Consider the following 12,723-nt stretch of genomic DNA (forward strand, 5'->3'; position numbering starts at 1 on the left):
CGTACGGGTGTCGCTAGCAAAAAGACCAGTGGTGTGTCCCCGCGCTTAGTAGTGAACGCCGTAGCCGAAGTCGCCAGACTTTGGATGAAGTACGTTGTTGCGTCCCATCTCTGGCGAGATCGGCTACAACGAAGACTTGCCAAAACCAACATTGCCCCGAACGGTCCCGACCACCTATAAATCGCTATTTGCCGTCTCACCATCTGCGGTAATGCAAGCAATTGAAAACTGACTGCGTCTTACGCGCTCGACGCGACGTTCTCTGGCAAATCGAAGCTGATGGTTGGTTGGTCTTCGACCCGCTGTCGCGCTTGAGCTATCGATGCGGTCAAGCCGAACGTTGGCTGTTCGACCAGTTTGATGGCCGTCAGTCGCTAGCCGACATTAGTCGCCAGTGGGCGATTCGTCCCGATCATCCAGCTGTTAGTTGGCCCGAATTGCAGGCGCTGGCCCAAGCACTCTTGTCGCGGGGATTGGTGCGCAAGCTGAACGATGCCCCTGAGGCTGAGTCTAAATCTCGCCCACAAACCTGGCTGCAGTGGTTCAGCCAAAGCGTCTCCTGGCGTCTACGCGGCTTCAATCCATCCCGATGGCTTGATCGCGTCGTACCTTACACCGAGATGTTTTTTTCCAAGGTCGCAGTGCGCGGCTGGATCATCACTGCCTGGCTAGTCGGTTTGCTAGTGCTCGCAGATTTTGAGCGTTTGACTGAGCAGGCCACTCTGTGGCAATGGCTGATGACGCCGGCCAGTGGCAGCACACTGTTTGTCATTTTCTTGATTACGCGAGGCATCCATGAACTGGGGCATGCACTGGTACTGACGCGCATGGGCGGTCGTTGCCCAGATATTGGCGTGATCTTTATGCTGGGAGCGCCCTGTGTTTATTGCGATGTTACCGAGAGCTGGCGCCTGCGCTCTGCCCAACAGCGAGCGGCGGTGGCCGCCGGTGGTATGTATGCCGAGATGATCGTGGCCACTTGCGCTGCAGTTCTGTGGTTATGTACAGCGCCCAGTCTAGTTAACGCGCTGGCGCTGCAAACGATGATCGTCTGTTCGATCAGTACCTGGCTGGTCAACGCGAATCCTCTGATGCGCTTCGATGGCTATTACATCCTGAGTGATTGGCTGGGCGAAACAAACCTGCGAGCTCGAGCCGACGAATGCTGCATGCGCATTGCGCGGCGCTGGCTGCTCGGCACCCGGGAATCGCGACCGCTGAAGTTATCAATAGCCCGCGAGCGAGGTCTGGCGCTGTTCAGTCTGGGTGGTTTCATCTATCGACTCAGTTTGTCGTGGATGATGGCCTCAGTGATTGTCGCTCTGTATGCTGCCTGGCATTTTGCCTGGTTGGGACGGATGATTGCTGGGCTACTGCTCCTATGTTGGTGGGGAATACCTGCGATGAAATTTGTTATGCACTTGTGGCGTTCAGCCAAGTCGATCTGGTCGCGCATGCGTTTGGGATTGTTAACCGCTTGGGTCGTACTGATGGTCTGCGCGGTGCCATTGCCTTATCGCGTTTCTACGCAGGGTTGGATCCAACCCGAACGGATGCAAGGGCTGTATGCTCCCGCGACCGTGCGTTTGCTGCGCGTGCATCAATCTGCTGGAGCACTTGTTCACGCGGGTGATGTGCTCATTCAACTCGATAGCCACCAGCCTCACCTGCGAAGTATCGAACTGAAACGCACCGCTGAAAGTGCCCAGTTGCAACTGGCTGCTTTACGTTCGCAGCAACGTCGCCGAGACGACTTGTCGCTCGACTTGCGCGCACTTGAATCAACCACTCGAACGGCTGCCAATCAATCGCGACATGCCGATCAAATTGTTTCGCAGTATCAATTAAGGGCCGAGATGACGGGTAAGTTGATCAGTTGCAAAGCCCCGCCGCTGAGCGATCTCGATCAACATGCGGTGGCCGCAGCACCTAGCCTATGGCTTGACCCGCAGCAACAAGGTCGCGTAGTAGCCGCCGCTACTATGTTGGCGGCCGTTTGCAGCGGCAAGCAGATTGCTGTGTTGCCATTACAAGACGAACAACTAGCCGATGTGGCTGTGGGCACTCCTGTACGCCTGCTGTTGCCATCGCAAAATGATCAGATCTGGAATGGCCAGGTCGCGGAGATTGTGCAACTGGACAAGATCGATACCCTCAGCCGCTTGCTCAATCAACACCCAGAGGAACTCGATAGTTCCAGCGCTACACAAGCAAGTCCAACAGCCAATGCTCCGGCTGATGCGGCCTACGCAGCGATCGTATTTCTGCCAGCAGACGATTTGCCCTTTGATGCCAGCGTCGAGGCCGTATTCAACGCACCTCCGCGAACGCTGGCCGCGCGGGCCTGCGCCTGGGCGCGCAAGAATCTGAGATGGTTGGTTCAATAACGTAATCCTCACGACACGATCAGGTACCGGTCCAGCCGTGTCAGGTAGATGCCCAGCTCTTTGACATTGGCCCCAGACAGTTGCCGCCAATACGCCCCATAGGCCTCTAACTGGCCGCGGTAATACTCCAGCAAGGCTGTCGCTCCGTCGCTCGTGACGTTGTCAGACTTATAATCGACGATCAACCAGCCATCACTTTCTTCGAACACCAGATCGATGACGCCACGCATGATTGTCGGCACGCCATTGAGATGCTCGGCTGCATCGATCGGCACTTCACTCAATCGACGCTGAGCAGCGGTGGCACGTTTCCAGATGGTTGAACTCATCACCGACCGGACAGCATTGGCTAGCTCGCTGGCTCGTTCGGCCTGGATGTCTTGTTCGATAGCAATCGAAATCGCCTGGCGATCCAAGTTAAACGTGGGCATGCGCATAGCCATATCCAGCAATTGATGTAGAGCGGTACCCCAGGTCGCGCCATGCTCATCGGTCGATGTTTGCCATTCGGGACGCCGTCGGCCTCGCACTGCTTCCTTCTTGATGCTCAAGATTTGATAAGTAGGTGACATGACTTGTTGCCATCGCTGGGCCAGTTCGGCTGAAGCGTCTGCTATATCGACTGGCTTCAGTGATGCCCCAGGATGAAAGGTTGCCGATGTGTTGTCTGGTGCACTGCATAAGTCCCAAACATCGGGCATATCGGCCAGGTGAGGCTCCAGCCCTGACCAACTGGACTTTGCTGGACTACAAGTTACGACCAGCATGTTTGCAGCGCGAGTAGTAGCGACGTACAGCAATCGATCTTCTTCGGCATCTTGAAAGCGTTTCTCCGTTTGCTGCAGCTCTTTCCAATTGCCGGGTTCGGCCAGCGCTCGTGTCTGGAAGTTTGTTTTTTCCGTAATCCACATGTGTCCTTGTGGTTCACGCTGACTGCGATCGATGTAGTACTTAGGCTCGATGTCGTTACGTTTGGAGCCATCGACCAGGAACACGATGGGCGCCTCCAGCCCTTTGGCTTTGTGCAGATTCATGATGCGCACGGCGGTGCCGGTGGGAGGCTTGGCGGCTATGCCTTCGATCTCGTCCTGCTCGAGCAACTCGGCCAGCCCGGAGATCATGTCGGCGGCACTGTCGAACTGCCAACTCCGGGCTCGCAGCATTTCAATGGCTTTCAACAGCGTGCCTAGCGCCACGTTGCCTTCGCGGCCGGCCGCGGCGCTCGCGAGTAGTCCGATGGCCGAAGCGATCTTAGTTACAGCCACCGCAGGCGGCAACGAACGTAGCCAAAGTTGACTGTCACTTAACAAACGCTTGACGTTCTCGAAGCGGCTTCTCAGCTCGACTGGCAAACCTGAGGGTAGTGGAGCGGTAAAGAGGAAGCTGCCTTGGCTGCGTTTCAGTTCATACAGTTCAGCATCACTAAAACCAAACAGTTGGTCGCGCAGCAGGGCCAGGTAAGGTACCGGGTTATAGGGATCATCGACCGCTTGCAGCACCATTTGCAGGATGCGCAGTTCCGCCAAGGCACTCAGGGCATTGCTGCCCGTCACATCGCACTCGAGTCCCAACTGCTCGACTGCAATTTTAAAACTGCTCATGTGTTTTTTGTTACGCATCAACACGAGAAAATCGCCCGCCTGGACGGGCCTTACCAGCCAATTATCCGGTTTAGCTTTATCTTCGACTTCGATCGTTAGCTGTTGATCGATGGCAGAGCGAATGAACTGAGCAACCTGCACAACTTCCCAGTCGATGGCCGGCTTTTCGTCGGCCGGTATCGTCAATTTGAATACGCCAGAAAGAGTGCCACGCTGGTTGCGGTCCTTGGCGGCCAGCATGGGCCAGTGAGGTGTGACCGCATCGCGATTCTGGTCATCGATTTTAAAGATCTGTGCGAATACCTGGTTGTTCCAGTCGATCAACGCTGGACTGGATCTGAAATTGCGCGACAGTGGTAACACGCGACCACCACTGGCCACCATGATTGACTTGACATGATTGTAGGTGACGATGTCGCCGCGCCGGAAGCGATAGATAGACTGTTTGGGATCACCCACAATGAACAGTGATCCTGGGCGCACGCGACATTCTTGCCAAGCGGATTGTGTCACACTTGCGCTAGTAAGCAATATAACAATCTCGGCTTGTATCGGATCCGTATCCTGAAACTCGTCGACCAGCAGATGAGAGAATCGCGTCTGGAAGTACTCGCGCAAATGTGGATGAGTCCGCAGGCCCCGAGCCGTCACTAACAGTAGATCTGTAAAATCGAGACTGCCGCTCGCGGCCTTCAACTTCTGATAACATTCAACCGCGCGGGTCAAAAATCGTACGGCAAACTGGTAACGATATTGCCGCCAATAGCTGAGCGCTGGAGCTGCAACGTCGCCGTGAAACGTTTTAAATCTCGCCAGCTCATCTTTAGACGCAGCCGACTTAGGCCAGCATTTCTGAGAGAGGCGTGGTGATCTTTTTTCAAATAACTCCAACAGCGCCAGCAGTGTGCGGTCGGTGGAATCTACCCGCAATCGAAAACGATCTATGAACTCATATCGCGACATCAAATCATCACGCCGTCCATCGCCGAATTGGGCGACCAGGGAGTGGATGTGGTCCAGGTATTGGCTGGTTTGCTGGCGACAGAGTTGCAGGTCCAGTCTGGCCACTTCGCCCATCGGCCAATTGGTAATATCGCGATAGTTCAAAAAATAATCAAAACATTGTCGCAACTGCTTCGTACGCAAGCCGACTTCGGCCAGTTGTCCCAAAAGCGGATCGGAAGTGGCCTTTAATTCGGCCAGGTTCTGTTCCCAAGCTGTTCGCCGCAGGTTCTCTTCAGTGCTGGCATCCAGTTCGGAAAAGGCTGCATCGACGCCGAATTCCACAGGGCGTTCACGAAGCAATCGCGCACAAAAACTATGGATCGTGTCGATGAATATTTGGCCCAGCGACTCGGCAGCTGTTTGCAAACGAGCCAGCTGCAGTTGCTCAGCCTGGCTGTTGATAACTGCTGACGATTTCAGCTGAGCGAGGCGGTGGTGGACTTCGGTGCTGAAGCGTGCTCGCAATTCGGCCGCAGCTTTGCGTGAAAAAGTCACGGCGGCCAGGTGCTGACCATCGCAGACTCCTTCAGCAATCAAGTTGAGCATTCGCTTGATGATCGACGTTGTCTTGCCGGTACCAGCGGCGGCTTCGACCATGAAGTTCTGGTCGAGTACTTCGCGAATCAGCCGCCGAGACTCTTCATCTTGTTGTTCAATGGAATTGCTCACGCGCAAAGTGCCCTAATCCCGAATTGGACGTCTCGACGTACTTACTTGTGCCGCAAGGTACGCCAGGCCGATAGTTGGTGATTAAACGCTGATTCCGATTTCATCTTGGTTATCTGCACCAGTGATTCCGCCGGTCCACAGACGCAGGCGTAATCGCACATGCCGCAATCTTCTTTGCGATCGGTGGCGATAAAGGTACCAGCGGACAATAGATCTAGGAGCAACGAGACAACCGTATCGCCTGTACTTAATGCCTGCGTTGACCACTCCAAGCGAAGGCCCTCTGCTTTGGCCGACGGAAAGAAGTAACCGAAACCTGCTACGGTCGAGTCGAGCTGACCGAGTTGGGCCAGTCGAGCTTGCAGCATGCGAATGTACAACCAGTGCTGCAAGTGTCTGCCTTGATCAAAAGGGTTTTCTAGCGCATAACCAAAAGTTGAACCAGATTTATAGTCCCATATCAGGTAGCTCGCGCCGCTGTTGGCAGGAACCTGATCTATGCGATCGACGCGACCCAGTAACTTGATCGTTCGGCCGTCTTCAAGTGTTACGGAGATGGGGTGGTCGGTATCCAGTGGGCCATCGACGACACCTGCGCGGTCGGGCTGCGCACTGCCCAAGGCCACTTCCAAATATCGGGCATGCGCCTGACGTTGATGTGCGTATAGCTCTTCGGCTTTCAAGAATATTTCGCAGGTGGTGAGCAATTCTTCGCGCGTATCAGCGTAACATTGTGGACCAGGTGCGGGTACACGCAAGCGCCAAGAGGCAAGGACATCGTCGAGTAAGGCCGTCAGTAGCGGCCAGTGTTGGTTGAAGCTAACAGGAGTACTCGCAGTTGATGGCTGGTTAATCAGCTCGCGCACAAACCCTTCCAACAGTTCGTGCAAGAGTGAGCCTAAGTGCAACGGCGACAACCATCGATCAGGATCGACGTTCCACGTTTCTGGTGCTCGAATACCCAGCGATCGTTGAAAGAAATACTTGCGTGGACAAGTTCCGAGAACTTCTAAACGACTTGGGGAAAACGCATGTTCCTCCATATGCAGGAGCGCATCGGCGCCAGCTGGTGGTACAAGTCCATCAAAGGCACCGAAACGCTCGTCGCCGATGGCTTGTCGGGCGGCGTGACGAGCGGCCAGGTGTGGATAGTAACTCATCAGCCACGCCTGACGTTGGTCGCTATCATCGGAATTCAGCAACCTATGCCAGTAGAGTTCATCGTCCGTTAGCGCATCGTGGTCGTCTCGTGCAACAAAAGCGATCGAGGAATCGCTCTGCGTTTGGCCCAATCGCGACAGGGCAGCACTTGGCGAGTTCTCGCGATCTTCGACCATGTCGCGCGTCGAGTAGCTATACGTTATCTCAGCATCAACTACCTGGCTTAAACGTTGGGTCAGGCGATCCAAAGCAGCTTGCTGATGTCGGTACTGGTCTTGTGAGGTAAGCAGATGATCGGAGATGCGCTGGCGCTCGTGATCCAAGAGTATCGGATCCATTAATTGCAGCTTGGGATGCAGGTCAGCGTTGAGTCCCAATACGAAGAGATGCTTGCGACCTGCCGCTCCGCCTTGCTCTAGCAAGGATACATGAATGGAGCCCGGTTGGGGCGACTGGGCCAAGATGCGACTGCTGGTCGGAAGTGTTTCTAGCCAATTGAAGATTTCGAGCGCATCTTGCGGCACGGTTTCAATGAGCCCCGCCATCAGGTCTATGTCATCGATCAATCGCGCGCGTGCATAACGATCAAGCTTGGATTCGGCGCGAGCATGCAAGCTGAGCAATCGCCGAGCCGCCTGCAATACTGATGTGCTCGCGGTGGTTGCATGCTCGGATGCGACAATCAGCGGCTGCATCGTGGCTTGCAGGGATTCGAGCGTGGCTGCTCCAAAGTCGCGGCCTTGCGGCTCACTGCTTTGCTCGGCATCATCGAGCGCAAGTTGACGAGCTTCTGCTAATGCCTGAGCGATGGCCGGCAGATAACGCCGTAGACCAAAGCCGATAGGCAGACGGCGCAGCGTGCCCGCCATGCGCGCATAGCCGCATTGCTCGGCCGTGCCAGGGCGATTGAGTAAACCTTCGCGAACAATTTCAATGGCTTTGCTCTGCTGGCAGTCTGCCAGGAGCCACCGCACCCAGCTACGCAACAGACGACCTGGTCGCGAATAGATGCAAGCGATTCCATCGGCAAAGGTGATGTGCGGTAATTGCGATTGCGTTGCCTCTGTTGGTTGCGGCAGGTCAGCTTCATCTTTCACCGGCTGGAAGCCCAATCCACATTCCAGAATCAGCGGAACGTAACGCTCGTAGCTGGTGACCGCGACCTCGATTGCATCCGGTGGCAGTGGGGCCTCACCCGAGCGCAAGATCTTTTGGAACAGGCCGCGGACTTCGTTGATTGGGCCAACCGCCGAGTGCACACGGACGCGCGGAGCCTGATGGGACGCATCGATCAACTTAGGCGTCGCCACGTAATGCGCGCCGCGCTCAATCAAAGCTGCCAACAGTTGTTGTTCTAGCCAGGTAACTGGGAAGAGCTCAGGCTGCAGAATGTGCAGCGGATTAGGGAGAAGCAGAGTGCCTTGGGTCAAGCCGTCGATGACTTGCTGGATACACCACGGGTAATCAACCCAGCGGGCTGCGCCCAGTTGATGTTGAACCTGCTTATAAATTTCTCGCAGGTCAATAGCTTTCGCAGCTACTTCACAGGCTGCATCTGGTATGGATGCGGGACCGACTCCTGCCAGTCGCAGATCTTGAAAGCTCTGGGCCATCAAGCGCGCCAGGTTGCCTTGGCGGGCCGGTTCAGTATGGAAGTAAGCTAACTGGCCGGCGGCGGCCAGGTCTCGCAATACTTTATGGATCAACATACTGATTGCAGCCTGGCCAACCAATACGTGATCGGTTTCAGCCAGGCTGGGACTAGCAAGTTGATGGGCGATCTGTCGAAACGTTTTCGAATGGAGATTGAGTTGACTGACGCCGGCCAGCGCCAGTCGATCCTTCCATAATTGTCCGACACGTAGTTGCTCGACCAGCAACCACTTTTCGTCGAACGATTTCAGCTTGGCGATATCGAAGTTCAATTTCGAAGCTTACTTGATCGGAGAGTAATCGGTCGCTTTCATAAATACGGACTTGATGCCGTCCTTGACAGTCAGTGGACCACCGGCTTTTTCTTCTGATTCTTTGCGAGCTGCGGACCAGGCTGGGTCAGCTCCAAAGGCGGCGAACGATTCTTTGGCTGCTGCCTGGCTCTTGTGCGAGACAATGTACATCAGCGTATCTTTGGCACCAGGCTGATCGTCCATCGGGACCCAGTAAGCAACATTGTGAATGCCATACTTCTCGAAAAGTTTACAAGTGTGATCTCGAAAGCGGGCGTTTAGGTTTGCCAGCTTGCCGCTGTCGGCAACGTAGGTTCGCATTTCGAAGACGCGCTCACCATCGGTACTCGGTTCGATCGCTGGTGAATAATCGGTGGCCTGCATGAAGACGGAGTCAACTTTATCGACCAGCTTGCCATCGACTTCACTTTCCTTATAAGCTTTTTGCCAGGCGGGGTCCGCGCCAAAGGCTTTAAAAGAACTTTCGCGAGCTTCGCGTGAAGGAAACGATATGAAATAGATTAGCTTGCGTTCTGGATTCTCTAGCGGTTCGAAGTAACCGATGTTGGTAATGCCATGTTTTTCGAACAGCTTGCAAGTATGATTGCGAAAGCGCGCATTGAGCGCATCGAGCTTGCCTTCAGCTGCGTAGTAAACGCGCATTTCATAAACACGTTTGTCAGGTTCGACGCCGCTGGCTTGTTTGACGTTGCCAAAGTACGAAACGGATAAGGCCAGCGCGAGCGTGAGTGAACTTAAGAGGCGGAGCATGGAGTTGTCCTGTGGGTGGGAGGAATTGAACGATCTACGTGAGGATTGCCGAGCGTGGTATCGGTTCTCGCACTAATGCGTCGGCGAGTTAAGAACCGATAAGACGGCGGGCCTTATTGTAACGTGATTGATGACTGGGCGAAAATGCATGTGGGCCAAGATATCGCGTTGAATATCGATTCCGGCTGCAATCTCAATCAATTCAATACCTGCGGACGAGAGTCGAAAGACGGCTCGCTCCGTCACATACAACACATCTTTTCCGCTCGCCTGGGCCAAAGGGCCGCTGAAAGAGATCTGCTCGACTTGTTCGACAAACTTGACCGCGCGGCCTTCGCTAATGATTTTCAGCTGTCCGTCATCGACGGCAACTTCGAGGCCACCTGCAGTAAACGTTCCGCAGAACACCAAACGCCGTGCGTTTTGTGAAATGTTCACAAAGCCGCCGACACCTGCAAAGCGATCCCCAAAACGCGAGACGTTGACGTTCCCAAACTGATCGACCTGGGCCGCGCCGAGGGCCGCAAAGTCGAGCCCTCCACCATCGTAAAAATCAAACTGTGCAGGTTGATCAATGACCGCATGAGGATAACTGGCTGTACCAAAGCTCAGGCCGCCCGAAGGCTGACCACCGATCGGACCACTTTCAACGGTCAGTGTAACATCGGCCAGCAGTCCACGCCGCGCAGCCACTTTCGCAATGCCTTCTGGCAAGCCAATACCCAAGTTGGCAATGGCGCCTGCGGGCAATTCATCGCAAGCCCGTTCCGCAATCAAACAGCGTACATCCAGCGTCGGCACTTCCCGACACTCCGGGCCGTGCGTCAGCGATTCCAACGCTGGAGGACTGCAGTAACTGGCATTAAACTGTTCGGCAAAGGTTTGCCAATGATCACACTCTTGCGCGATGACAATATGATTGACCAGCCGTCCCGGCACACGCACATGTTGCGGATTGGCGGGACGTTCAAGCAGGCGTTTGACTTGGGCGATCACGATACCGCCATGATTGTGAGCCGCTTGAGCGATCGGCAACACATCGCCGATGATCGCTTCTTCGTCCATGATCAGATTACCTAGCGGATCGGCCGCAGTGGCTCGCACCAGTCCAACATGAATTGGAAAGGACTCGTAGAAGAGCCAGGTGCGTCCACTGAGCTGGACGCGATGGACCAGGTCCTGCGTGGTCCGCGCGTTCAACTTGCCCCCTTCGAGTTCCGGATCGATAAACGTCCCCAAACCTACGTGCGTAATGCAGCCCGGCCGCCCAGCGGCAATATCGCGCAGCAAGTGACAGATAACTCCCTGCGGAAAGTTGTACGCTTCGATCTGATTGCTTAGCGCCAGCTGGCCTATTTTAGGACATAGTCCCCAGTGACCGCCGACGACACGCTTCAGCAGGGGCACATGGCCGAGATGATTGAGCCCGCGTGACTGAGCGTCACCCTGCCCGGCTGCGTACACCAACGTCAAATCGCGAGGCGCGCCCGTTTCAAGAAAGTTCGTTTCGATAGCCGCCGTTAAAGCTTCAGGATGCGCTGCCCCGATAAATCCGCCTACGGCAATGGTCGCGCCGTCGGGAATTAGTCGCACAACGTCTCGAGCGGTTATCAGTTTTTGTGATATCAGTTTCGGTGATAGTAGAGTGTTTGTCATGACTGCCGATTGTAGCCCCACTGTGGCATAGGCTTCCAGCCTGTGTGTCAAGTAGCCGATCTCGCCAGAGATTGGAAAAACAACAGTGACTCATCCAAAGTCTGGCGACTTCGGCTACAGTAGCCGATCTCGCCAGAGATTGGAAAACGATTGGTGGCGCGTCCGAAGTCTGGCGACTTCGGCTACAGTAGCTGATCTCGCCAGAGATTGGAAAGCGATTGGTGATGCGTCCAAAGTCTGGCGACTTCGGCTACAAAGGTTTACTCATGCACGCAATTGACCTATCCAATCAAGTGGCTATTGTCACCGGAGGTATCCAAGGCCTGGGGTTGGCTACTGCGCAGATGCTGCATGCGGCGGGTGCTAGTGTGGCTGTCAATTATTTTGATGATACCGAAGGCATCTGCCGGCAACGAGCGGACCAATTGCGCGATCAGTGGAACGATGAGCGTGTTTTGATCGAGCCGGCGGATGTGCGCTCGCGCAGCGATGTGCAACAACTGGTCGATAAAGTGATCGCCCGCTTCGGGCGCTTGGATATCTTGGTCAACAACGCCGCCATCCTGCGCGATCGTACGTTCAAGAAGATGAGCGATTCGGAATGGGATGATGTGCTCGAGACCAACTTGACAGCACTCTATCGCGCGACCCAAGTTGTACTGCCGCATCTGCAAGATGGCGGACGCATAGTCAATATGGCATCGATCTCCGGGGTCATCGGTTTCTTTGGCCAAGCCAATTATGCTTCTGCTAAGGCGGGAGTCATTGCGCTGACGAAAGTGCTCAGTCGCGAGTTGGCTGCGCGGAGCATCAATGTCAACGCAGTCGCGCCGGGCGTGATCTTGACCGAGATGGGCAAGTCGATTCCAGAGTCAGCTCGCCAGCAGATGCTCGCTCAGATTCCTCTCAATCGTTTTGGCCAGCCAGAAGAGATCGCATCGGTGATCTTGTTCCTATGCAGCCCGCTAGCGAGTTACATGACAGGCCAGACTCTACACGTCAACGGCGGCTGGTGGGGATAGTAGCGGAACGCGTCAAGCGTTTCGTAGTTCATCGAAAGCCTTGACGGCTTCCGCTACGTTTCGTAGTTCATCGAAAGCCTTCCGCGACTAGGCTTCGTGTTTGTAGCCGATGATGTTCTTGCCGTCGGCGATCATTTGCGTCAGAAAACTGGGCATGGCACCTACGTAGCATTTGCAATGCTCGCAAACATTAGCATGCACAGAAATGCCATGGTGGCAACGTGGGCAAGTTTTCTTGGCTTTGGGGGTTTCGTCTGGTGGTAGAGGAACTGGGTCCACGTCACCTAACAACTTCATAACACCCGAATCGGTTAAAGCTTGCTTAGGCGGCAAGGTCAATACAAAACTGGTGCTGCATTTAGGACAACGGACTTTTCGCCCCGCTAAATCGGCTGGTCCGGTCAATCGGTGACCATTAGGGCATTCAACCGCAATACTGTTCATGATGTGTCTCCCGAAGCTCAGATATCTGATGCTTCTCTTCTCAAACACTTGTATCGTCCAA

7 protein-coding genes are annotated in these 12,723 nt (G+C 54.8%); 2 read left to right on the forward strand and 5 right to left on the reverse strand.

What is annotated here, in order from left to right; genetic code table 11:
* Window positions 1-221: 221 nt before the first annotated feature.
* Window positions 222-2,387, forward strand: a complete 2,166-nt coding sequence (locus SH573x_RS05130; RefSeq protein WP_479353260.1) for an efflux RND transporter periplasmic adaptor subunit — start codon at window positions 222-224, stop codon at window positions 2,385-2,387.
* An 8-nt stretch (window positions 2,388-2,395) separates the two neighbouring features.
* Here the strand turns inward: SH573x_RS05130 and SH573x_RS05135 are convergent, their stop codons facing one another.
* From SH573x_RS05135 to SH573x_RS05150, 4 genes are all read right to left on the reverse strand, one after another.
* Window positions 2,396-5,662 carry a UvrD-helicase domain-containing protein gene (locus tag SH573x_RS05135; RefSeq protein ID WP_479353261.1) on the reverse strand — a complete coding sequence of 1,089 codons (3,267 nt, stop codon included), beginning with the start codon at window positions 5,660-5,662 and terminating at the stop codon, window positions 2,396-2,398.
* 41 nt (window positions 5,663-5,703) lie between these two features.
* Window positions 5,704-8,748, reverse strand: a complete 3,045-nt coding sequence (locus SH573x_RS05140; RefSeq protein WP_479353262.1) for a PD-(D/E)XK nuclease family protein — start codon at window positions 8,746-8,748, stop codon at window positions 5,704-5,706.
* 9 nt (window positions 8,749-8,757) lie between these two features.
* Window positions 8,758-9,540 (reverse strand): NIPSNAP family protein, encoded by a 783-nt coding sequence (locus tag SH573x_RS05145; RefSeq protein ID WP_479353263.1) that lies wholly within the window; start codon window positions 9,538-9,540, stop codon window positions 8,758-8,760.
* Window positions 9,541-9,612: 72 nt separating this feature from the next.
* A complete protein-coding gene (locus SH573x_RS05150; RefSeq protein WP_479353264.1) occupies window positions 9,613-11,196 on the reverse strand; it encodes an acyl CoA:acetate/3-ketoacid CoA transferase in 1,584 nt (527 codons plus the stop codon).
* Window positions 11,197-11,420: 224 nt separating this feature from the next.
* On the opposite strand from SH573x_RS05150, the gene fabG reads away from it, so the two are divergent.
* A complete protein-coding gene (gene fabG / locus SH573x_RS05155) occupies window positions 11,421-12,218 on the forward strand; it encodes a 3-oxoacyl-ACP reductase FabG (RefSeq protein WP_479353265.1) in 798 nt (265 codons plus the stop codon).
* A gap of 87 nt (window positions 12,219-12,305) precedes the next feature.
* On the opposite strand, the gene SH573x_RS05160 is transcribed toward fabG, so the two are convergent.
* Window positions 12,306-12,662, reverse strand: coding sequence for a type 2 periplasmic-binding domain-containing protein (locus tag SH573x_RS05160; protein ID WP_479353266.1), 357 nt, complete (start codon window positions 12,660-12,662; stop codon window positions 12,306-12,308).
* Window positions 12,663-12,723: the final 61 nt, after the last annotated feature.

The sequence above is a fragment of the Rania fehmarnensis genome (assembly GCF_056494185.1).

Bases quoted from the DNA above. Each gene is read 5' to 3' on its own strand.
- fabG (WP_479353265.1), top strand. From the start codon at position 11,421: ATGCGTCCAAAGTCTGGCGACTTCGGCTACAAAGGTTTACTCATGCAC.
- SH573x_RS05160 (WP_479353266.1), bottom strand. From the start codon at position 12,662: ATGAACAGTATTGCGGTTGAATGCCCTAATGGTCACCGATTGACCGGA.
- SH573x_RS05145 (WP_479353263.1), bottom strand. From the start codon at position 9,540: ATGCTCCGCCTCTTAAGTTCACTCACGCTCGCGCTGGCCTTATCCGTT.
- SH573x_RS05150 (WP_479353264.1), bottom strand. From the start codon at position 11,196: ATGACAAACACTCTACTATCACCGAAACTGATATCACAAAAACTGATA.